Genomic DNA, 22,875 nt, shown 5'->3' with positions numbered 1-22,875 from the left:
CTACCTCAGCGTTACGGACACCGACTTCAGGTCGGCGTACTTGTGCAACGCATGAAGGCTGCGGTCACGGCCGAAGCCCGACTGCTTGAAGCCTCCGAACGGCATGGTGATGTCGCAGGCGTCCCAGCCGTTGACCCAGACCAGGCCCGCCTTCAGCTTCCGCGCCCCCTTCAGGCCCCGATTGATGTCGCTGGTCCACAGGCCGGCGGCCAGGCCGTAGACCGTGTCGTTGGCCAGGGCGAAGGCCTCGTCCTCGCCGGTGAAGGTCATGACGCCCAGCACCGGCCCGAACACCTCCTCCCTGGCCAGCTTGTGGCTCGGCTTCACGCCGTCGAAGATGGTCGGCTCCACATAGAAGCCGCCGGTCTCGATGCGCACCTGGGCCCCGCCCAGCACCGGCGCGCCGCCCTCTTCCCGGGCCTTGTCGATATAGGACAGCGCGGTCTGCATCTGCCGCTCGCTGACCATGGCCCCGAAGCCGGTATCGGGGTCCAGCGGATCGCCGACCTGGATGGTGCGCGCGACCGCGACCACCTTCTCCAGGAACGCGTCCTTGATCGAGGCCTCGACCAACAGGCGCGAGGCGGCCGTGCAGACCTCGCCCTGGTTATAGAACACGCCCCAGGCCGCCGCTTGCGCGGCCGCGTCCAGGTCCGGGCAGTCGGCGAAGACGATCTGGGGCGACTTGCCGCCCAGCTCCAGCGACACGCGCTTGAGATTGCTCTGGGCCGCGTACTCCATCAGCCGCCGGCCGGTGGGGCCCGAACCGGTGAAGGCGATCATGTCGACGTCCATCGACCGCGCCAGGGCCTGGCCGGCGATCGCCCCGAAGCCCGGTACGACATTCAGCACCCCTGCCGGGAGCCCGGCCTCGAGGGCCAGCTCGCCCAGCTTCAGCGCCGTCAGCGGCGACTGCTCGGCGGGCTTGAGGACGACCGAATTGCCCATGGCCAGGGCCGGAGCGACCTTCCACATCGCCATGTGCAGCGGGAAGTTCCACGGCACGATGGCCCCGATCACGCCCAGCGGCTCGTGGGTGGCGAAGCTCAGGCGATCAGCCGGCGAGGCGCCGACCTCGCCATAGACCTTGTCCAGCGCCTCGGCGTACCAGCGGGTGGTGTTGATCGCCAGCGGCACGTCGACGGCCCGCGCATCGCGGATCGGCTTGCCGACGTCCAGGCTCTCCAGCAGGGCCAAGTCCTCGGCGTCGCGCTCCATCAGTTCGGCCAGCCGGAACAGCACCTTCTTCTTCTGGCGCGGATGCAGGTCGCGCCAGCGGCCGTCCTCGAAGGCGGCGCGGGCGGCGGCCACGGCCCGCTCGACGTCGGCGACGTCGCAGGCGGCCACGGCGTTCAGCACCGCCCCGTCGCGCGGCCCGACATTGTCGAAGGTTCCGCCCGAGGCCGCGCCGACCAGCGCGCCGTCGATCACCGCCCGGCCGGGAAGGACCAGGCGGCTAAGCTGTTCGGAGATGGATGCGGGAACGCTCACGTCCTGCCTCATAAAACTGTGATCACAGTTTGCCCCGCCGGAGCGACTGTCAAGCCGGCGCCGGCCTCGACCGCCGCGCGCATCTTGTCCATGCCTTCGGACAGGTCAGCGGCGATGGCCCGGCGGGCGCCCTCGGCGTCGCGGGTCTTCAGGGCGTCCATGGCCTCGGCGTGGCGGTCGGCCGGCAGGCTGCCGGTACCCACGCGCCCGAACACCACCCGCATGAACGGCCCGATCTGCAGCCACAGCCCGCCGGCCATGGCCAGCAGCACCTCGGCCCCGGCCCGCTCGTAGATGGCGAAATGGAAGGCGTGGTTGGCCACCATGTAGCGGTCGACGTCGCCCACCCGCAGGGCCTCTTCCAGGTCCTGGTCGATGGCCTTCAGCTTGCGCACCAAGGCCTCGTCGGCCCGGGGCGCGGCGCGGGCGGCCAGCTCCGGCTCGATCCACTGGCGCGCCAGCTCCAGCTGCTCCAGGCGTTCGGCGCTCAGCGAGGGCACGGACAGGCGCTTGTTGGCGGGGTTGATCGCCAGGGCCCGCTCGGCCACGAGACGGCGCACCGCGTCGCGCACAGGCATCGGCGAAACCCCCAGCTCGGCCGCCAGGCTGCGCAGGGAAACGCCCACGCCCGGCGCGATCTTGCCGGTGATCAGGGCCTGGCGAATGGAGTCGTAGACCTGGTCATGCACCGCCCTGGAATCGGCCAGGGAGCGGCGCGGTTTCTGCTCTGCCATCTCCCCTCCTCTCCTCGATGCATTCAGGGGTTGCCAGCTAGTCGATAATTGCGATCACAATGCAAGCCTAGCGAAGAGAGACGCCATGGCCGCCAACGACCTCGACGCCTACTGGATGCCGTTCACGCCCAACCGGCGGTTCAAGGCCAATCCGCGCCTGCTGGGCGGCGCCAAGGGCATGCACTACACGACGCCCGAGGGACGCCAGATCCTCGACGCCACCTCGGGCCTGTGGTGCGTCAACGCCGGCCACGGCCGCGAGGCGATTACCGAGGCCATCCGCAAGCAGGCTGGCGAGATGGACTATGCGCCCAGCTTCAACCTCGGCCATCCACTGGCCTTCGCCTTCGCCTCGCGCCTGGCCCAGGTGACGCCGAAGGGCCTCGACCGGATCTTCTTCACCAACTCAGGCTCGGAGGCGGTCGACACCGCCCTTAAGATCGCGCTGGCCTATCACCGCGCCCGCGGCAAGGGGACCAAGACCCGGCTGATCGGCCGCGAACGCGGCTATCACGGCGTCGGCTTCGGCGGCATCTCGGTCGGCGGCATTCCCAAGAACAGGATGTATTTCGGCTCCCTGCTCGCCGGCGTCGACCATCTGCCCCACACCCACGGCCTGGCTGAAAACCTGTTCAGCCAGGGCCTGCCCCGGCACGGCGCCCACCTGGCCGACGACTTGGAACGCATCGTCGCTCTGCACGACGCCTCCAACATCGCCGCCGTCATCGTCGAGCCCGTGGCCTGCTCGACCGGCGTGCTGGTGCCGCCCGAGGGCTATCTGCAGAAGCTGCGGGCGATCTGCGACCGCCACGACATCCTCTTGATCTTCGACGAGGTGATCACTGGTTTCGGCCGGGTCGGCGCCCCGTTCGCGGCCGACCGCTTCGGCGTGACGCCCGACATGATCTGCATGGCCAAGGGCCTGACCAACGCCGCCGTGCCGGCCGGCGCGGTGGCCGCCAGCACGGCGATCTACGACACCATGCTCGACGGCGCCGACGCGCCAATCGAGCTCTTCCACGGCTACACCTATTCGGGCCACCCGCTGGCCTGCGCGGCCGGCCTGGCGACGCTGGAGATCTACCAGGGCGAGGGCCTGTTCGAACGGTCCCTGGCGCTGGAGCCCTACTGGCGCGCCGCCGTCCATTCGCTGGCCGACGCCCGCCACGTCGTCGACATCCGCGACTTTGGCCTGATCGCCGGCGTCGAGCTCTCTCCCCGCGCCGGCGCCCCGACCGCCCGGGCGATGGAAGCCTTCGAAGCCGCCTTCGACCAGGGCCTGCTGATCCGCGTCACCGGCGACATCATCGCCCTGTCGCCGCCGCTGATCGTGTCGGAAGGCCAGATCGACCAGATCGTCGAGACGATCAGAAAGGTGCTGGCGGGGGTGGAATAGAGGGTCCCCCGCTAAGGGGGAGGTGGCCCGGAGGCCCGGAGGGGGAAGCGACTGCTGACACGCCGCTACAACTTCCCCCTCAGTCGCTTCGCGACAGCTCCCCCTTCAGGGGGAGCATCTTGTTCAAGCCTTCAGCCGCAGCACATTGTCCACTACCCGCTCGGCCACCGGCAGCGGCGTATCCACCGCCTGGCGCTGCACCAGGCAGCCGTACCAGCCCAGGCCCTTGTAGGTCTCGTAGCCCGGGGTCAGGGCGTAGCCGATCGTGCGGTCGCCCTGCGCATAGCTGCCCATGGTCCCATGCGAGGTGTCGAGCTTGAAGCTGTCGGTCAGCACGCCCTGCCCGTCCGAGGCCGCCAGGATCCGGTGGTTCTGGTCCAGCAGCAGCACGCGCGAGCGGGCCTTTTCCTCGTCGGTCATGCGCACGCCGTCGACGATGGCCTGGGCCTGGGGTCGCCAGTCGAAATGAACGCCCAGCACGCCGATCACCTTGCCCCTGGCCTGGCCGCCCTCGCGGATGGCCGTGGCGTAGGTGGCCACCGGCGCCTCGTCCAGCAGCCGCTGGCGGGCGATGTCGGCCACGGCGAAATCGTCGCCGCTCTTGGTGCGCAGGGCTTCCTGGAACCAGCTGGCGTTGGCGACCGACGCGCCCTGCACGCCGCGATACTTGTCGGGCCGGCCGCTGGCGATCACCCGCCCGGCCGCGTCGCAGATCCACAGGTCCAGATAGACGGTATAGGCGTCGAGAATGACCTTGAGCCGCTGGCTGGCGTAGTCGGACGCCTCGCGCGACGGGGCCATCGCGCAGTCGACAACAGCGCTGTCGGTGGCCCACCAGCGCACGTCGCAGGTGCGCTCATAGAGGTTGCGGTCGATGATCTCGATGGCGTTCAGGGCCAGGTCGGCCAGGCGCTGGCCGCGCAGGTGCGACAGGATCGCCCCGCCGATCGCCGTCAGCTCGTCGAGGTCGGCGCGCACCTGGCTTTCCAGGGCCCCGGCCACCTCGTCGATCTGGGTCGAGATCTTCTTGAACTCCTCGGCCACGATGGCGAAGCCCTTGCCGGCCTCGCCCGCGCGAGCGGCGACGATCAGGGCGTTGATCGCCAGCATCTTGGCGGCGCGGTTGACGGTCGAGATCTCGCCGATCTTCTGCCCCGCCACCACGCTGAGGCGTTCGGACAGGTCGAGGATGCGCTCCGGTCGGAGGCTGGCTTCTTCGGCGGACATGGCGTGCTTCCCCCCCGGGACGCGAATCGACGGCAATCCGGTAAGGTTGACACCAGCGTCAGGTTCGGCCGCCCGTTTTCGGAAGAAAACTTCGCCTGTCGGCGTCTCGCCGCAATGCAGCAGTCGATTTCGCCCGGATATCGAGCAGGAATTGATCACAAGCGCGGCAAATCCCTCGGTGGTGTAGGGTTACCGTCACGAAGCGCCGCGGCCGGCCGCGAAATGACACCGGTGGACATTCTCCGATCCCAAGGGCAGGGTCGCGCCATCCGGACGATGCGCGCACGACGCTCGCCGGCCTCGGGGAGAACCGCGTCATGATCCGCCCTCGCTCGCGCCGCCTGCTGGCCGGCGCCGCCGCTCTCGCCCTGCTCGGCCTCGCCGGACAGGCGGCCGCCCAGACCCTGGCTTTCCCCGGCGCCGAGGGCGCCGGCCGGTTCTCGCAGGGCGGCCGTGGCGGCGCGGTGATCAAGGTGACCAACCTGAACGACGCCGGGCCCGGCTCGCTGCGCGCCGCCGTCGAGGCCAAGGGCCCGCGCACCGTGGTCTTCGAGGTCGCCGGCACCATCCAGCTGAAGTCGGACCTGAAGATCAGCGAGCCGCGCATCACCATCGCCGGCCAGACCGCGCCCGGCGGCGGGATCACCCTGCGCGACCATACCCTCGTCGTCTCGGCCGACGACGTGGTCATCCGCTTCATCCGCTCGCGCCTGGGCGACGAGAGCAAGACCGAGAGCGACGCGATCTGGATCAACAACGGCCGGCGGATCATCCTCGACCACGTCTCGGCCAGCTGGTCGGTGGACGAGACCCTGTCGGCCTCGGCCCGCTACGGCGAGGAAGGCCAGGGCTTCTTCGACCTGACGGTCCAGTGGTCGATCATCGCCGAGTCCATGGCCCGTTCGCTGCACGCCAAGGGCGACCACGGCTATGGCAGCCTGATCCGCGGCGGCAGGGGCTCGAAGATCAGCTTCCACCACAATCTGTGGGCCAACCACATGGCCCGCATGCCCCGCCCCGGCAATTACGACGGCGCCGACAAGGACCCGGTCGGGGCCCTGTTCGATTTCCGCTCCAACGTCTTCTACAACTGGGGCAAGGGCCATGCCGGCTATGACGCCGACAAGGCCGCGGTCGTCGCCTACAACTTCGTCGACAACGCCTACATCATGGGCCCGCAGAGCACCAAGGCGGTGGCCTTCCAGGAAAGCAACAGCCTGGCCCGCGCCTATTTCGCCGGCAACAGCATGCTGACCAACGTGCCGGCCGATCCCTGGAGCCTGGTCGCCTTCACCATTGCCGAGCCGGCCGGCTATCGCCTGCCCGCCCCGGTCGATGTCGCCCCGGTCAAGTCCGATCCGGCGCCGCTGGCCTATGAGCGCGTGCTGGCCGACGCCGGCGCCTCGGTGTTCCGCGACAGCGTCGACGCGCGCATCGTCGCCGGCGTGCGCGACCGCACCGGCACGGTGATCAACAGCCAGAAGGACGTCGGCGGCTGGCCCGCCCTGCCCGCCGGCAAGCCCGCCCGGGACAGCGACGGCGACGGCATGCCCGACGCCTGGGAGAAGGCCCACGGCCTCGACCCGAAGGCCCCCGCCGACGGGGCGGCCCCGGCCAAGGACGGCTCGGGCCACACCAACCTCGAGCTCTATCTCGCCGACGCCGCCCGTCGGCGCGGCTGAGCCCGAAACGCGGAAAGCCGGCGACCGCGAGGCCGCCGGCTTTCGTAGGGACCAAGGTCCGGCGCGCCCCTTTCGGAGCGCGCCGTCCTGATCAGTAGCGCAGGCGCGCGTTCAGGAAGAACACGCGGCCCAGCACGTCGTAGACGGCCGGATAGCCGCTGTTCGACGGCGAGGCGTTGCCGCCCAGGATCGGATAGGCTTCCTGGGTCAGGTTCTTGACGCCGCCGGTGAAGGCCAGGTTGTCGTTGACGTCCCAGTCGGCCGACAGGTCGAAGTAGTTCTTCGCGCCGATTTCCTCGACCGTGTAACGGGTCGCCGGAGCGTCGTCGATCACGTCGTCCAGATAGTTCCAGACCAGGTTCACGCCGAACTGCTTGAAGCGCCAGTTGGCCGAGGTGCTGAGCTTGTGGCGCGGGATCGGGTTGACGCCGGCGCCCGAGCAACGCGTGCCGAACTTGTCGGCGCACTTGATCGGCTGCGAGATCTCGTCCGGGATGATCGTGTATTCCCAGGTGTTGGTGTACAGCGAGCGGACCGCCAGCGAACCCCAGTCCGGCAGACCGATGTCTTCCAGCTGCGTGCGGTAGGTGACGCCGAAGTCGAAGCCTTCGAGGTTACGCGCCGCGACGTTCTGGTTGATCGACGAGACGTAGTCGATCGAGCCGTTGCCCAGGCGGTTGATGGCCTGGCAGTAGGGCGAGTTCGGGTTGCCGTTGACGATCGGGCCGTAGCAGACCGCCATCAGGTTGGCCGTGCCGCCGCCGAAGGTGTCGATGGCGTCCTTCAGTTCGATCTTGAAGTAGTCGAGGGTGAACGACAGGCCCGACACGAAGGACGGGGTGTAGACGACGCCGACCGTGGTCGTTTCGCCCTTTTCCGGCTTCAGGTTCGGGTTGCCGCCCGACAGGGTCTGGGTCTGCTGGTTGGCGTTGAGAACGCCGACCTGAGCAGCCGCGACGCCCGAATTGATACAGGCCTGGCGGACCTGGGCGTTCGGGTTGGCGCGGGCCGAGCAGGGGTCGGTCGAGGTCGGGAAGCCGTTGCTCTGCGGAGCGTACAGTTCGCCGATCGACGGAGCGCGGATGGCGCTGTTGTACGACACGCGAACCATCACGTCGTCGATGGGCTTCCAGGTGCCGGCGACCTTGTAGGTCTTAACCGGGTCCGGCTGGGTGGTGTAGTCCGAGATACGGCCGGCCAGTTCCAGGTCCAGCGACTTGACGAACGGCAGGTCCTTCAGGATCGGCACGGCCAGTTCGGCGTAGGCTTCGTAGACGTCGAAGCGGCCCGAGACCGGCGGGCTGGCGTTGAAGCCGGTCAGGTTGCCGGTGGCCAGGTCCTGGCTGGGGTTGAAGGCGAAGTCTTCGGCGCGGTACTCGGCGCCGACGGCGAAGCCGATCGGGCCGGCGGGCAGCGAGAAGGCGTTGCTGGTGTCGCCGTTGAACACCAGGCCGGCGTACAGCTGCTCGTAGTCCTGCGACGAGTTGATCCGCGTCTTGATGAAGTTCGCGGCGCCGGCCGAGATGTTGCCTTGGCCGAACAGGTTGATCGGCACGCAGCCGCCCGACGGATCAAGACAGCCGGTGCCGGCGGCGTTCAGCAGCAGGGCCTGCTGGATGCGGGCCAGGCTGGTGTCGCCCAGCAGCGAGTTGCTGCCGTGGGTGTTGCCGTACTGGAAGTAGCTGTCGAAGCCGCCATTGATGGCTTCGATCTCGCCCTTCAGGCCCAGCTGGACCTGGAAGCCGCTGAAGTCGAAGCGCGAGACGCGCGGGCCGACTTCCGACAGGCGGCGGTTGAAGACGCCGGTGACGGTGTCGTAGATGCCGTCGCCGTCGCTGTCGACGTCGGTGAAGGTGCCGGCGGTCCACGAGGCGCTCGACGGGATCGTGTAGGCGGTGCTCGAGCCCAGGCTGTTCAGCGCGGTCTTGGCGGCGGCCGTCAGGAACGGGTTGTTGTCCAGCGTGAAGCGGAAGGTGCGGTTGCCGATCGGCGTCGGCGCCAGCTGGGTGACGACCTTGCTGCTGACGAAGTTGCCCTTGGCGTAGGCGGTCAGGCCCGGCTTGAGCTCATAGCTGGCCAGCGAGGTGACCGAGTAGCGCTCCTGCGGGGTCTGGACGTAGTTGACCGGCGCGAAGTTGTAGGTGTCGGTCGCCGCGTTGTAGAGGCGCACGTTGCCGTTGCTGAGGAACAGCGCGGTGTTGGCGGTGTTGTTGGCCACGCCCGGCAGGGTCACGAAGCGACCCGAGACGAAGGCGCCGACCTGGCCCGGCTCGTTCGAGCCCGAGCCGCTGGGGACCAGGCCCGTGCGGGTGGCGTTGTCGCCCCAGGCGGTGCTGAGCATGCCGCCGCGCTCGCCCTGGGTCAGGGCTTCACGCTTGTTGTAGCCCAGGCTGAGGACGACGTTGCCCTTCTTGTCGCCGCCGAAGTTGGCGCCGAAGGTCATCGAGCCCGAATAGATCGGGGCTTCGCCCTTGTCGGTGGCCTGGTAGCCGGCCGACACTTCCATGCCCTCGAAGTCGTCCTTCAGGATGAAGTTGACGACGCCGGCGATGGCGTCCGAGCCGTACACGGCCGAACCGCCGCCCGACAGCACTTCGATGCGCTTGATCAGGGCCGGCGGGATCAGGTTGATGTCGACCGAACCGGCCTGGGTGGTCGGCGTCTGGCGCTTGCCGTCCACCAGCACCAGCGTGCGGTTGGAGCCCAGGCCGCGCAGGCTGACCGTGGCCGTGCCGTTGCTGCCGTTGTTGACCGTCGAGGTGATGCCCGGAACGGCCTGCGGCAGGGTGTTGATCAGGTTTTCGGTGTTCACCACGCCCGACTGCTGCAGTTCCTTCTCGCCGACCGAGGCGACGGGGCTGCTGGAGGTCAGGTCAGGACGCGCGATGCGCGAACCGGTGACGACGATTTCCTCGACCGCGGCAGGATCTTCCTGCGCGAAAGCCGGCGAGGCCACCATGACGGGCGCGATCACGCCGCAAAGCAGGGTGGACGCAAGCAAACGCTTACGCGTGGACAAGGCGTGCAACATCAGACCTCCAAAAACTTATAGCGGCGCCGCTCGTGTTCCCCCGTGCGGCGCATTTTGCCCCCCCGCATCGGGCTCGAAGCGGGTCTGTCCGCATGAACGGCGTTTGACGAACCGGGGTCAATCTTGCCTGAGGCAGGCAGATTACATTTGGTTCACACTGTAACAAAAGGGACGCACTCTGCCCCAAATGCGCCATATATAGCCACCTTATCGCCCATTCTGGTCGAAAAGGTCGTTGAATTGTTGCTGGAAGTGAAACATTTCTTATCGATAATCGAAAACGCCCAGGCTCAAGGCGTTTCAAGCATCGATGGGTGTTTGTTGCAGCTTAACTAGCCGCTGAATGGTCAAACTTTGCGTAGTCGACGGTATACGAAAACTACGGTTCGCCAGATTTAAACTCAAGCCGACCAGTCGCAGAACATTGCGATTTGGCGACGAATGGACAGCATCCGATACGCCGCGCGCCATGCGCCGCGACCCGGCGCCTGGTTTTTCGGCGCCGACACCCTGCCCCCAGCCAGGGGCGATTGAACCGTCGAACATCGATCTGTTAGCTAGAACCCGTCGCCGCCTCCGCCGCGACGGGGGAGATTCGCCGTGAACCACGTCGCCCGATGACGGCCGCAAAACCGACCTTGCGTATCCGCGCCGATCTCGATCCCGCGACCTTCGCCGACACCTTCGCCCGCGAGGGCGTCGTCCAGATTCCGGTCTTCCTCGAGCCCATCGACGCAACCGCCGCCGGCGATCTGCTGGAGGGGATCTCGTCCTGGGCCATCGTCGCGCCCGACGAGAAGAACGAGACGCTGGTCATCACCAACGAAGCCATCCGCAAGTTCGGCGACGCGGCGGTGCGCCAGTTCCTGCAAGGCGCGCTGAAACGCGCCTCGCGGGGGTTCTCGTTCATCCACCTGTCCTATCCGATGCAGGACGAGTACGCGCGAGACCCCTCCCCGCCCATCCACGCCCTCACCGAACTGGTGCAGAGCCGAGCCTTCCTCGATTTCGGGGCGAAGGTGATCGGGACGCCCCACGTGGCGGGCGTCCGGGCCCAGGCCTCGAACTATCGCCCCGGCGACTTCCTGACGCTGCATGACGACAAGCATGGCCGCGACACGCGCCTGGCCGCCTTCACGCTGGGCTTCACGCAGGGCTGGCGTCCCGACTGGGGCGGGCAACTGCTGTTCCACGACGCCGACGGCCAGATCGAACGGGGTTTCATGCCCGGCTTCAACGTGCTGACCCTGTTCCGCGTGCCCCGTCCCCACTCGGTGGCGCCGGTCGCCGCCTACGCCGCCGCCAAGCGCCTGTCGGTCACCGGCTGGCTGATCGACGAACCTGGAGCGCCGTGATGACGACCTTCCGCCTTCCCTCGCGCCGCGCCCTGGCGGCCACCGGCCTCGCCGCCGCCCTGGCCGTCGGCGCCGCCCAGGCCGCCGCGCCCGTCGTCCGCGACGTCGCCCCCGCCCTGAAGGCCCTGCTCGACTGCCGGGGGATCGCCGAAAGCGACAAGCGCCTGGCCTGCTACGACGCGGCCGTCGACTCGATCACCACCGCCGAGAAGAAAGGCGACGTGATCATCGTCGATCGCCAGCAGGCCCAGGCCGCACGCCGCCAGGCCTTCGGCCTCGACCTCTCGGCCCTGTCGGTCTTCGATCGCGGCGACAAGCCCGAGGAGGTCGATCGCATCGCCGGCGAGGTGACCAAGGCCGTTCGCGGCGCGGATGGCCGCTGGATCCTGACCCTGGCCGACGGCGCGACCTGGCGCCAGGCCGACGATCGCGACCTGTCCTCGCCGCCCAAGGCCGGCTCGAAGGTCGAGATCCGCAAGGCCGCGGCCGGCAGCTACCTCATGAACATCGACGGCCAGACGGCCATCCGCGCCCGACGGGTGGTCGGACCCTAGGCCGCTGCAACCGGGATCCTCGCCGATGATGAAGTACCTCGACACGGTCCGCGAACTGCTGATCGTCTATGTCGTCATCCTGCTGGCCGCCGCCGGCGCCTATGCGTTCTTCGAGGGCAAATCCTATCTCGACGCCGTCTGGTGGGCCTGCGTCACGGCCACCACCGTCGGCTACGGCGACTTCTATCCGGCGACGCCCGGCGGGCGCGTCGTCGCCGTCGTGCTGATGCACGTCACCCTGCTGCTGATCCTGCCGCTGCTGATCGGCACCATCTGCTCGCGCTGCATCAAGGACGCCAACGAGTTCAGCCACGCCGAACAGGAAGAGATCAAGACGACGCTGGCGCGGCTGGAGGCCCGCCTCGCCGAACTGTCCAAGCGCGACTAGCCGACGCGCTTCATGCTCAGGATCTGGACCGGCGCCTTCAGCATCTCGTCCTTCATCGCCTCGGTATAGGCGGGCCCGCCGGTGGGCATGGCCAGGATCTTCTTCACGATCGGCAGGCCCTCGACCACCGCGCCAAAGGCTGCGAAGCCTTGGTTGTCGCCCTTGGCGCCCGGATGGGCGTCGAGATAGGGCATGGCGCTGGCGCAGATGAAGAAGTCGCACGTGGCGGTGCCCGGCGCGTTGCGGGCCATCGAGATCACGCCCGGCTTGTGGCGGATGCCCGTCTTGACCGTGCTCTCGTGGGCGATCGGCGCGAAGCGGCGCGCGCGTGGCGGCGGCGCGCCCTGGATCGAGCCCGCGCCCTTCACGCCCTTGGTGCGCGAGGCGCGATAGAAGGTCCCGCCGTCGTACTTCTTGGCGTCGACATAGCGCAGGAAATTGGCCGAGGTGACCGGCGCTTTCCTGTCCTCCAGCTCGACGACGATCAGGCCGGCGCTGGTCTGGATGGCCACCTTCGGCTTGCCGGCGGCCAAGGCGAGGCCGGGCGTGGCGACCACCAGGCCGGCGGCGCCGATCAGGGTGCGGCGGGCGATGTCGGTCATGGGCGGGGCCTCTCTTGCGTTCGAGGATGCTTAGCGCGCGGGATGAGGCGGCGAAAGGCTCAGCCCTTGCCCCAGCCCCCGCCGCCCGGCGTCTCGATGACCACCCGGTCGCCGGCCGCGACCTGGGCCTCGTCGGTGGCCGCCAAGGCCTGCACGCCGCCGTCCGCCCGCTCGATCCGCGCCTGGCCCAGCGCTCCGCTGGCCCCGCCATGCAGGCCGAACGGCGGCACGCGGCGGCGGTTCGACAGCAAGGTCACGGTCATCGGCTCGCGGAAGCCGATGGTGCGCACCACGCCGTCGCCGCCCCGATGCTCGCCGGCGCCGCCCGAGCCGCGGCGGATCTCGAACGCCTCGACCCGCACCGGATAGCGGCTCTCCAGCACTTCCGGATCGGTCAGGCGGCTGTTGGTCATGTGGGTCTGCACGGCGTCGGCGCCGTCGAAGTCGGGCCCCGCGCCCGCCCCGCCGCAGATGGTCTCGTAATACTGCCGTCGCTCGTCGCCGAAGGTGAAGTTGTTCATCGTCCCCTGCGCCGCCGCCATCACGCCCAGCGCGCCATAGAGGGCGTCGACCACCACCTGGCTGGTCTCGACGTTTCCGGCCACCACCGCCGCCGGATAGCGCGGCTTGAGCATCGAGCCCTCGGGAATGACCAGCTCGACCGGCCGCAGACAGCCGTCGTTCATCGGGATCTCGTCGTCCACCAGCGTGCGGAAGACGTACAGAGCCGCCGCCCGGCAGATCGAGGCCGGGGCGTTGAAGTTGGTCGGGACCTGGTCGCTGGTGCCGGTGAAGTCGACCCGCGCCGTGCGGGCGGCCTGATCGACGGTGACGGCCACCTTCACGACGCTGCCGTCGTCGAGCTCATAGGCGAAGGCGCCGTCCGACAGCCTGGCCAGCACGCGGCGCACGGCCTCCTCGGCGTTGTCCTGCACGTGGGCCATATAGGCCTCGACCACCTCCTGGCCGAACTCGGCGACGAGGCCGGTGAGGCTTTCGGCGCCGCGGGCGCAGGCGGCGACCTGGGCCTTGAGGTCGCCGATGTTCTGGTCGGGATTGCGCGCCGGCCACTTGCCGGAGGCCAGCAGCGCCCGCGTCTCGGCCTCCAGGAACCGGCCGCCCTCGACCAGCAGGAAGTTCTCGATGAGGACCCCCTCCTCCTCGACCGTCCGGCTGCCCGGCGGCATCGAGCCGGGGGTGATCCCGCCGATGTCGCCCTGGTGGCCGCGCGCTGCGACGTAGAAGAGCAAGGATCCGGCCGTGTCGAACACCGGCATGACCACCGTCACGTCCGGAAGGTGCGTGCCGCCGGCATAGGGGGCGTTCAGCATGTAGACGTCGCCGGGCTTCATGCCCCGGCCGTCATGGCTGCGGCCATCGCGGATGGCCCGCACGCTGTCGCCCATCGAGCCCAGGTGCACGGGCATGTGCGGAGCGTTGGCGATCAGGTTTCCGTCGCGGTCGAACAGGGCGCAGGAGAAGTCCAGCCGCTCCTTGATGTTCACCGAATAGGCGGTGTTCTGCAGGGCGAAACCCATCTCCTCGGCCACGGCCATGAAGAGGTTGTTGAACACCTCCAGCATCACCGGATCGGCCTTGGTTCCGGCCGCGCGGCGGGGGGCCAGGGCCTCGACCCGGTCGAGGATCAGGTTCAGGTGCGGATCGACCTTGGCCCGCCAGCCGGGCTCGACCACCGTCGTGCCGGTGGCTTCGCGAATGATGGCCGGACCCGACACTTCGGCGTCGACGGCAAGCCGTTCGCGGTCGAACACCGGCGTCGCGTGAACCTCGCCGGCCATGCGGATGTCGGCCGTGGTCAGGGCGACCGGCGCCCCCTTGGACGCGCCGGACTCAAAACCCGGTTCGGCCCCGGCGTCGGCATGGCCGATCGCCTCGACGCTCAGCGTCTCGACCACCAGCGGGGTCGCCGGCGAGACGAAGCCGAAGCGCCGCTGGTGCAGCGCCTCGAACGCCGCCTTGACGCCGTCGGCGTCGGTCAGCGGAACGCGCAGCGGCGTGTCGGTGCCGGCGTACTTCACCAGCAGCGCCGCTTCGGTCTCGACCGTCACCAGCGGCGCGTCCTGGGCGCGCAGGGCGGCTTCGGCCTCGGTCGCCAGGGCGGCGGCGCGGGCCGGCAGCACGGCGGCGGCTTCGTCCAGGCGCAGTTCCACCGTGGTCTCGCGCAGCAGGCGCAGGTCGGCCAGGCCCATGCCGTAGGCGCTGAGCACGCCGGCGAACGGGTGGATCATCACCGTCTTCATGCCCAGGGCGTCGGCCACCAGGCAGGCATGCTGCCCGCCCGCCCCGCCGAAGCAGGCCAGGACATAGCGGGTGACGTCGTAGCCGCGCTGGATCGAGATCTGCCGCACGGCTTTCGCCATGTTCTCGACGGCGATGGTCAGGAAGCCCTCGGCGATCTGCGCCGGGCTCATCGCCCGGCCCGTCGCCGCTTCGATCTCGACGGCCAGGGCCTCGAAGCGCTGCACGACCACGTCGCGGTCCAGCGGCTGGTCGGCGTTCGGACCGAAGACATACGGGAAGAACTCGGGTTGCAGCTTGCCCAGCATGACGTTGCAGTCGGTCACCGTCAGCGGTCCGCCGCGCCGGTAGCAGGCCGGACCCGGATTGGCCCCGGCCGAGGCCGGGCCCACCCGCAGCCGCGCGCCGTCGAACGAACAGATCGAGCCGCCGCCGGCCGCCACCGTGTGGATGTTCATCATCGGCGCGCGCATCCGCACGCCCGCCACCACCGTCTCGTAGGCCCGCTCGTACTCGCCGGCATAGTGGCAGACATCGGTCGAGGTGCCGCCCATGTCGAAGCCGATGACGCGGGAAAAGCCCGCCTCGGCCGCCGTCCTGGCCATGCCCACCACGCCGCCGGCCGGACCCGATAGGATGGCGTCCTTGCCGCGGAAGGCCCGCGCGTCGGTCAGGCCGCCGTTCGACTGCATGAAGAACAGCCGCGTCTCCGCGCCCAGGCGCGAGGCGACCTGGTCGACATAGCGGCGCAGGATCGGCGACAGGTAGGCGTCGACCACCGCCGTGTCGCCCCGCCCGACCAGCTTCATCAGCGGGCTGACCTCGTGACTGGCCGAGACCTGGGTGAAGCCCACCTCGCGGGCGATGGCGGCGACCTTGGCCTCGTGGTCGGTGAAGCGAAAGCCGTGCAGCAGCACGATCGCCACGGTGCGGAAGCCGGCGTCAAAGGCGGCCTGCAGCCCCTCGCGCGCGGCGGCTTCGTCCAGCGGCCGCACCACCTCGCCGTCGACGCCGACGCGCTCGTCGATCTCGACGACGCGGGTGTAGAGGGCCTCGGGCTTTATGATGTTGCGGTCGAACAGCCTGGGCCGGGCCTGCTGGCCGATGCGCAGGGCGTCGGCATGGCCCTTGGTGATCGCCAGGACCGTCGGCTCGCCCTTGCGCTCGAGCAGGGCGTTGGTGGCCACCGTGGTGCCCATCTTCACCGCCTCGACGCTCCCGCCGCCGCCCTGGTCGAGCAGGGCGCGAACCCCGGCCACGGCGGCGTCCTCGTACTGCTCGGGGTTCTCCGACAGCAGCTTGTGGGTGACGAGGCGACCATCCGGCCGGCGCGCGACGATGTCGGTGAAGGTGCCGCCGCGATCGATCCAGAATTCCCAGCCGGTCGCGGACAGCGTGTCTTGGGTCATGGGGCGGGAGACTCCGGATCGTTCGACCCGTGAATAGCTCCCGCCCCCGCCTACGTCATTACCCGAAGAGGCCCAGCAGGCTCGCGATCCCCCACAGGCCCAAGCCAAGGAAGATCAGCGCCGCGCCGATCCGCACATACTTCAGAGGCACGATCTTCGTGGCGGCCTCGCCCAGGTACACGGCCGGCACATTGGCCAGCATCATGCCCAACGTCGTGCCGGCGGCCACCAGGGTGACGTTGTGGAACTGGGCGCCCAGGGCCACGGTGGCGATCTGGGTCTTGTCGCCCATCTCGACCAGGAAGAAGGCCACCGCCGTGGTGGCGAACACGCCGTAGCGGCCCACGGCCCCGCCGTCCTCGTCGTCGGCCTTGTCGGGGATCAGCGCCCACGCGGCCATGGCGATGAACGAGATGGCGATCAGCCACTGGAACCAGGCGCCCTGCAGGTATTGGGCGACCAGCGAACCGGCCAGCGCCGCCAGGGCGTGGTTCAGCAGGGTGGCGACCAGGATGCCCAGGATGATCGGGACCGGCTTCTTGAACCGCGTGGCCAGGATGATGGCCAGCAGCTGGGTTTTGTCGCCGATTTCGGCGATGGCCACGACCAGGGTCGAGACGAGCAGAGATTCCATTGAAACACCGTTGCGGGGCCGAGCGCAGACAAGACAACAGCGACCGTTTCCCCGCCCAGCCCGGACGGAAAACGACGCCATTGGTCTCGCCAAGAAAGCTGTCGGTGCTTCCTTCGCCCGCGCCATGGCTCTTCCCTCGAAAGGCAAGAAGACCAAGTATGTTGACGGCGGGCCCCGCTGATAGGCGCGGGCGGCTACTCCCCAAGGGATGCGGGGCGTTTAGCCGGAGCCGCCCTCAGGATCAAGCAGAGAGCCATTCGCAAGTTGCGGAGTGGTCGGCTGGCGGGGAGCAACGGGCGGATCCGCTCTCCTCTCAACTCCCGTCATTCCCGCCCTTGTGGCGGGAACCCCTCTATCAGCCGCGCAAGGGCGGATGTGGCGGCGTGCTTAGCACGCCGCTTGCATCTCACGTGTCAGCGGAACCAGGGGTTCCCGCCACAAGGGCGGGAATGACGGGAGTAAGGGGCGAGCCCGCTACACCGCCGCCGGCGCTTCGAACCGCAGCAACTGGATCGCCACCCGCACCTTGCCGGAAACGAAGCTGCCGCCGGCCGCGGTGAGCACCACCGGCGTGTCGGCGTAGTACGCCGTGGGGCCAACGACTCCGATGTTGCTGGCGTTCAAGGCGACGCCCAGCGAACTGCCGAACTTGCCGGTCTCGCCGGCGATTCCGCAGCTGTAGGAGATCGCGCCGGTGACGGCCGCGCTGGTGCGGGTCGAAACGCCCAGCACGATCGAGCGGGCGGGGATGACGGCCCCCGTGTTCACCGACGCGCCGCTCAAAGTCGCCTCGGCCTCGACGATCTCGACGCGGACGTCGGCGCCGAACGGCGAGCGGGCGGCGGTCAGGCTCCGGAAGGTCGACGACAGCGCGACCCAGGCCGAGCCGGTGAACACGGCCAGCTGCCCCTCGTCGGCGATCCAGGCGGTGAAGCCGGCGGCGGGCGTGATCGCCTCCCAGGCCCCGGCCTCGAAGCGCATCAGGCCGTGGGCGGGCGCGGCCGCCCAGTCGGCGCCGGTCGCGACGGCGGGACGGATCCACATGGCGCCGTCGGCAGGGTTGGCCGGCTGGGCCGTGGTCACGCGACTGATGACGCAGGGCTGCACAAGGCCGTCGAGGCGCGCGAGACCCTCGTTGACGGTGACGTGCTTCTGGGCTTGCCCCGCGGCCACGTAGGGCAGCGAAAGACGGGGCGTGGCGGCGTCGGACATGAGGCGCTCCTGGCGGGTTTCGAACCCGCCAAGGATCGCCGCGCCGGAGTCGCCGGGGACGAAGCCGCCTTCGTCCCCGGGTCTGTCCCCGTCCTATTCGGCGGCGAAAGCCAGGCGGTTGCCGGCCGTCAGCGCGGTCTTGGCGGCCAGTTCGGCCTTTGCGTCCTCATATTCCTCCGCCAGGCGCGCGATGCGTTCGGCGACCGGCAGCACTTCCTTGATCGCGCCGATGCCCTGGCCCGAGCCCCAGATGTCGCGCCAGGCCTTGGCGTCCTGGTTGCCGCCCGAGCCGAAGCTCATCTTCGAAGGATCGCTTTCCGGCAGGTTGTCGGGGTCCAGGCCCGCGGCGACGATCGACTGGCGCAGATAGTTGCCGTGCACGCCGGTGAAGAGGTTCGAGTAGACGATGTCGCTGGCGTTGGCCTCGGTGATCGTCCGCTTGTAGGCCTCGGGCGCATTGGCCTCTTCGGTCGCGATGAAGGCCGAGCCGATATAGGCCAGGTCCGCGCCCATGGCCTGGGCCGACAGGATCGAGCGGCCGCTGGCGATGGCGCCCGACAGGGCCACCGGGCCGTCGAACCAGGTGCGGATCTCCTGCACCAGGGCGAAGGGCGAGATCGCCCCCGCGTGGCCGCCGGCCCCGGCCGCCACGGGAATCAGGCCGTCGGCCCCCTTCTCGATGGCCTTGCGGGCGAAGCGGTCGTTGATGACGTCGTGCAGGGTGATGCCGCCGTACGAGTGGATCGCCTGGTTCAGGTCCTCGCGCGCGCCCAGCGAGGTGATCACCACCGGCACCTTGTATTTCACGCACAGCTCGATGTCCTGCTCGAGCCGGTTGTTGGTCTTGTGGACGATCTGGTTCACGGCGAACGGGGCCGAAGGCATGTCCGGATGGGCCTTGTCCCAGGCGGCCAGTTCCTCGGTGATGCGGGCCAGCCATTCGTCCAGCTGCGACAGCGGGCGGGCGTTCAGCGACGGGAACGAGCCGACGATGCCGGCCTTGCACTCGGCGATCACGAGGTCCGGATTGCTGATGATGAACAGCGGCGAGGCGATCACCGGCAGGCGCAGACGGTCACGCAGGATGGGCGGCAGAGCCATGGGACGGGGGTCTCCTCGTTCCGCGACGTCACGCGCCGCGCATGTTAACAGCGTTAGCTTAAACGCCTGTTCATGGGACTTGCAAGCGCTTGACCTCCGTGGCGGCAGGCGCGCAACTGCGTCAAAATACAAGAATGCCGCACCGCAGGAGAACCCCGTCGTGAGCGAGGCGCCCGCCCAACTGGCCGACGACTTCGGCCCGCCCGACGAAGCCTTGGCCCAGGCCAAGTGGTTGAAACTGGTCGAAAAGACCCTGAAGGGGGCCGATTTCGACGAGACCCTGACGCGCGCCACGCCGGACGGCGTCGCCATCCGCCCGCTCTACACCGCCGAAGACGCCGTGACCGTGGCCCGCGACCTGCGCGCCCGCGACGTCGACCGTCCCTGGGACCTGCGCACCCGCGTCGCCCACCCCGACGCCAAGCACGCCAACGCCGAGATCCTGAAGGACCTGGAGAACGGCGCGGCCTCGGTGCTTCTGGCGCTGGATCCGAGCGGCCAGGCCGGCGTCGCGGTCGGCTCCCGCGAAGACCTGGCCCGCGTGCTGGACGGCGTGCTGCTCGACCTCGCCCCCGTGGCGCTGGACGCCGGGTTCCTGGGCCCCAAGGCCGCCGACTGGCTGGCGAGCCTGGCCAAGGCCGCGCCCAACGCGCCGCTTTCCTTCCACATGGACCCGCTGACCGCCTGGATGCAGGCCGGCGTCAGCCCCGGCCCGATCGAGAGCCACCTGTTTAGCGCCGCCACTGTCGGCGCGCGCCTGGCCGAAACCTACGCCGTCGCCAGCCTGTTCCTGGCCAGCGGCCGCGCCGTGCACGAGGCCGGCGGCTCCAACACCGAGGAACTGGCGGTCATGGCCGCCAGCGCCGTCGCCTACGCCAAGGCCCTGGTCCGCTCGGGTCTGTCCATGGAAGACGCGTGGTCGCGCATCGCGTTGGGTGTCAGCCTCGACGGCGAATACTTCACGGGCGTGGCCAAGGTGCGCGCCGTCCGTTCGCTGTGGGCGCAGCTGACCCGCGCCTGCGGCGTCGACCTCCCCGCCCGCATCGAGGCCCGCTCGTCGCGGCGCATGCTGGCCCGGGCCGACGCCTGGACCAACCTGCTGCGCCTGACCGCCGCCGGCTTCGCCGGCGCCGTAGGCGGGGCCGACACGGTGGTGCTGGGCAATTTCACCGACGCCATCGGCCTGCCGACCGCCTTCGCCCGCCGCCAGGCCCGCAACACCCAGCTCGTCCTGATGGAAGAAAGCCACCTGGGCCGCGTCGCCGACCCGGCCGGCGGCGCCTGGTACCTCGACACCCTGACCGACCAGCTGGCCCGCGCCGCCTGGGGCGGCTTCCAGGCCATCGAGGCCGACGGCGGGATCGTCAAGGCGCTGGAAAGCGGCCTGATCGCCGACATGGTCGCCGAAACCCGTGAGGGGCAAGAGGCGGCCTTCGCCGACAAGAGCCGCAAGATCCTGGGCGTCACCGCCTTCCCCAACGCCGACGACAAGACGCCGGACGTCGAGACGCCCGATCCGGCCGCCTTCGCCGTCGACGGTCCCGACCCACGCCTGCCCGGCCCCGACAGCCGCTGCCCGGCCCTGACGCCCATCCGCTTCGCCGCCGCCTTCGAGGGAGCCTGAGCCGTGAGCAAGTTCCCCGACTTCGCCGACATCGCCTTCGAGGCGCCCCAGCCCGCCGCCGCGCCCGCCGCCGGCAAGGCCTGGAGCACGCCCGAAGGCGTCGACGTCGCCCCCGCCTTCACCGCGCAGGACGCGGCTGGCCTGGACTTCACCGACGGCCGCCCCGGCGTCGCGCCCTTCGTGCGCGGCCCCTACCCGACCATGTACGCCACCAACCCGTGGACGATCCGCCAGTACGCGGGCTTCTCCACGGCCGAGGATTCGAACGCCTTCTACCGCCGCAACCTGGCGGCCGGTCAGATGGGCCTGTCGGTGGCCTTCGACCTGGCCACCCACCGCGGCTATGACTCAGACCATGAGCGGGTGAAGGGCGATGTCGGCATGGCGGGCGTCGCCATCGACTCGATCCTCGACATGCGCACGCTGTTTTCCGGCATCCCGCTCGACAAGATGAGCGTGTCGATGACCATGAACGGCGCGGTGCTGCCGATCCTGGCGCTCTACATCGTCGCCGCCGAGGAACAGGGCGTTTCGCCCGACAAGCTCTCGGGCACGATCCAGAACGACATCCTCAAAGAGTTCATGGTGCGGAACACCTACATCTATCCGCCCGCGCCCTCGATGCGGATCATCTCGGACATCTTCGCCTTCACCTCGGCGAACATGCCCAAGTTCAACTCGATCTCGATCAGCGGCTACCACATGCAGGAAGCCGGGGCCTCGGCCGACCTGGAGCTGGCCTACACCCTGGCCGACGGCATCGAGTACGCCCGGGCCGGCGTCGCGGCCGGCATGAGCATCGACGCCTTCGCGCCGCGCCTGAGCTTCTTCTGGGCCATCGGCATGAACTACTTCATGGAAGTGGCCAAGATGCGGGCCGCGCGCCTGCTATGGGCCCGCCTGATGAAGCGCGAGTTCGAGCCCAAGGACGACCGCTCGCTCTCCCTGCGCACCCACAGCCAGACCTCGGGCTGGTCGCTGGCGGCGCAGGACGTGTTCAACAACGTCTCGCGCACCTGCGTCGAGGCCATGGCCGCCGTCAACGGCCAGACCCAGAGCCTGCACACCAACGCGCTCGACGAAGCCCTGGCCCTGCCGACCGACTTCTCGGCCCGCATCGCCCGCAACACCCAGCTGTTCCTGCAGATGGAAAGCGGCACGACGCGCGTCGCCGACCCCTGGGGCGGCAGCTTCTATGTCGAGCGCCTGACCCACGACCTGGCGGTCAAGGCCCTGGCCCACATCGAGGAGGTCGAGGCCGCTGGCGGCATGGCCAAGGCCATCGAGCAGGGCATCCCCAAGCTGCGCATCGAGGAAGCCGCCGCCAAGACCCAGGCCCGCATCGACTCCAATCGCCAGAGCGTGGTGGGGGTCAATCGCTACAAGCCCGAAGTGGCCGACGTCATCCCGATGCTGAAGGTCGACAACAGCTCGGTGCGCAACCAGCAGCTCGAAAAGCTGGCCCGCCTGAAGGCCGAGCGCGATCCGGCGGCCACGGAAGCGGCGCTGAAGGCGCTGGAAGACGGCGCGCGGGGAACCGGCAACCTGCTGGCCCTGGCCGTCGACGCGGCCCGCGCCAAGGCCACGGTCGGCGAGATCAGCGATGCGCTCGAGCGGGTGTTCGGCCGCCACCGGGCCGAGATCAAGTCGATCCAGGGCGTCTACATGAAGGAAGCCGGTTCCGACCCCACCACCGCCCGCGCCAAGGCGATGGTCGAGGCCTTCGCCCAGGCCGACGGCCGCCGCCCACGAATCCTGGTCGCCAAGATGGGCCAGGACGGCCACGACCGCGGCCAGAAGGTGATCGCCACCGCCTTCGCCGACCTCGGCTTCGACGTCGACATCGGCCCGCTGTTCCAGACGCCGGCCGAGGCCGCCCGCCAAGCGGTAGAGAACGACGTCCACATCGTCGGCGCGTCTTCGCTCGCGGCCGGTCACCTGACCCTGGCCCCGGAACTGAAGGCGGAGCTCGGCAAGCAGGGCCGCGCCGACATCATGATGGTGGTCGGCGGCGTGATCCCGCCGCAGGACTTCCAGGCCCTGCGCGACGCCGGCGCCGCGGCGATCTTCCCGCCCGGCACGGTGATCGCCGAAGCCGTGATCGAACTGCTCGACAAGCTGAACAAGCAGCTGGGCTACACCCAGGGCGAGGCGGCCTAGCGACGGCCTGCATCGC

At 69.2% G+C, this 22,875-nt stretch carries 16 protein-coding genes; 7 read left to right on the top strand and 9 right to left on the bottom strand.

The window, feature by feature from the left end:
- Complete coding sequence (locus DDF62_RS05065; RefSeq protein ID WP_116488080.1) at positions 1–1,491, bottom strand: aldehyde dehydrogenase; 1,491 nt, start codon at positions 1,489–1,491, stop codon at positions 1–3.
- Between the two features lie 8 nt (positions 1,492–1,499).
- Positions 1,500–2,225 carry a GntR family transcriptional regulator gene (locus tag DDF62_RS05060; protein WP_116488079.1) on the bottom strand — a complete coding sequence of 242 codons (726 nt, stop codon included), beginning with the start codon at positions 2,223–2,225 and terminating at the stop codon, positions 1,500–1,502.
- Positions 2,226–2,310: 85 nt separating this feature from the next.
- Between DDF62_RS05060 and aptA the strand changes: the two genes are divergently transcribed.
- On the top strand, positions 2,311–3,621 hold the full coding sequence (aptA, locus tag DDF62_RS05055; RefSeq protein ID WP_116488078.1) for an omega-aminotransferase AptA: 1,311 nt from the start codon (positions 2,311–2,313) through the stop codon (positions 3,619–3,621).
- A 123-nt stretch (positions 3,622–3,744) separates the two neighbouring features.
- On the opposite strand, the gene DDF62_RS05050 is transcribed toward aptA, so the two are convergent.
- Entirely contained in the window at positions 3,745–4,848 is a 1,104-nt protein-coding gene (locus DDF62_RS05050; RefSeq protein ID WP_116488077.1) for a methyl-accepting chemotaxis protein, read from the bottom strand.
- Positions 4,849–5,165: 317 nt separating this feature from the next.
- On the opposite strand from DDF62_RS05050, the gene DDF62_RS05045 reads away from it, so the two are divergent.
- Positions 5,166–6,530 (top strand): pectate lyase, encoded by a 1,365-nt coding sequence (locus DDF62_RS05045; RefSeq protein WP_116488076.1) that lies wholly within the window; start codon positions 5,166–5,168, stop codon positions 6,528–6,530.
- 91 nt (positions 6,531–6,621) lie between these two features.
- Here DDF62_RS05045 and DDF62_RS05040 read toward each other — a convergent pair whose 3' ends face one another.
- Positions 6,622–9,561, bottom strand: coding sequence for a TonB-dependent receptor domain-containing protein (locus tag DDF62_RS05040; RefSeq protein ID WP_116488075.1), 2,940 nt, complete (start codon positions 9,559–9,561; stop codon positions 6,622–6,624).
- A 638-nt stretch (positions 9,562–10,199) separates the two neighbouring features.
- On the opposite strand from DDF62_RS05040, the gene DDF62_RS05035 reads away from it, so the two are divergent.
- Genes DDF62_RS05035 through DDF62_RS26455 form a run of 3 tightly spaced genes read left to right on the top strand, consistent with a single transcriptional unit; the run spans position 10,200 to position 11,858 of the window.
- Positions 10,200–10,916 carry a 2OG-Fe(II) oxygenase family protein gene (locus DDF62_RS05035; protein ID WP_341871559.1) on the top strand — a complete coding sequence of 239 codons (717 nt, stop codon included), beginning with the start codon at positions 10,200–10,202 and terminating at the stop codon, positions 10,914–10,916.
- Positions 10,916–11,470 carry a hypothetical protein gene (locus DDF62_RS05030; RefSeq protein ID WP_116488073.1) on the top strand — a complete coding sequence of 185 codons (555 nt, stop codon included), beginning with the start codon at positions 10,916–10,918 and terminating at the stop codon, positions 11,468–11,470. Before DDF62_RS05035 ends, DDF62_RS05030 begins: the two co-directional genes overlap by 1 nt.
- 25 nt (positions 11,471–11,495) lie before the next feature.
- Positions 11,496–11,858 carry a potassium channel family protein gene (locus DDF62_RS26455; protein ID WP_116488072.1) on the top strand — a complete coding sequence of 121 codons (363 nt, stop codon included), beginning with the start codon at positions 11,496–11,498 and terminating at the stop codon, positions 11,856–11,858.
- On the opposite strand, the gene DDF62_RS05020 is transcribed toward DDF62_RS26455, so the two are convergent.
- From DDF62_RS05020 to DDF62_RS04995, 5 genes are all read right to left on the bottom strand, one after another.
- Positions 11,855–12,460, bottom strand: coding sequence for a peptidylprolyl isomerase (locus tag DDF62_RS05020; protein ID WP_116488071.1), 606 nt, complete (start codon positions 12,458–12,460; stop codon positions 11,855–11,857). The genes DDF62_RS26455 and DDF62_RS05020 overlap by 4 nt on opposite strands.
- A gap of 59 nt (positions 12,461–12,519) precedes the next feature.
- Entirely contained in the window at positions 12,520–16,113 is a 3,594-nt protein-coding gene (locus tag DDF62_RS05015) for a hydantoinase B/oxoprolinase family protein (protein ID WP_116488228.1), read from the bottom strand.
- Positions 16,114–16,186: 73 nt separating this feature from the next.
- Positions 16,187–16,762 (bottom strand): TMEM165/GDT1 family protein, encoded by a 576-nt coding sequence (locus DDF62_RS05010; RefSeq protein ID WP_116488070.1) that lies wholly within the window; start codon positions 16,760–16,762, stop codon positions 16,187–16,189.
- A 474-nt stretch (positions 16,763–17,236) separates the two neighbouring features.
- Positions 17,237–17,974: a DUF2793 domain-containing protein gene (locus tag DDF62_RS05000; protein ID WP_116488068.1), complete on the bottom strand. Its 738-nt coding sequence runs from the start codon at positions 17,972–17,974 to the stop codon at positions 17,237–17,239.
- 93 nt (positions 17,975–18,067) lie between these two features.
- Entirely contained in the window at positions 18,068–19,075 is a 1,008-nt protein-coding gene (locus tag DDF62_RS04995; protein WP_101712541.1) for an NAD(P)H-dependent flavin oxidoreductase, read from the bottom strand.
- Positions 19,076–19,256: 181 nt separating this feature from the next.
- Here DDF62_RS04995 and DDF62_RS04990 point away from each other — a divergent pair, with 181 nt between their 5' ends.
- Positions 19,257–20,699, top strand: coding sequence for a methylmalonyl-CoA mutase subunit beta (locus tag DDF62_RS04990; RefSeq protein ID WP_116488227.1), 1,443 nt, complete (start codon positions 19,257–19,259; stop codon positions 20,697–20,699).
- Positions 20,700–20,702: 3 nt separating this feature from the next.
- Positions 20,703–22,859 carry a methylmalonyl-CoA mutase gene (scpA, locus tag DDF62_RS04985; RefSeq protein WP_116488067.1) on the top strand — a complete coding sequence of 719 codons (2,157 nt, stop codon included), beginning with the start codon at positions 20,703–20,705 and terminating at the stop codon, positions 22,857–22,859.
- Positions 22,860–22,875: the final 16 nt, after the last annotated feature.

Source organism: Caulobacter radicis, assembly GCF_003094615.1.
In the GTDB taxonomy this organism is placed as follows: Bacteria; Pseudomonadota; Alphaproteobacteria; order Caulobacterales; family Caulobacteraceae; genus Caulobacter; species Caulobacter radicis.
Note: the sequence above shows the minus strand (reverse complement) of the source record. Positions and strands in the feature narration are given on the sequence as shown.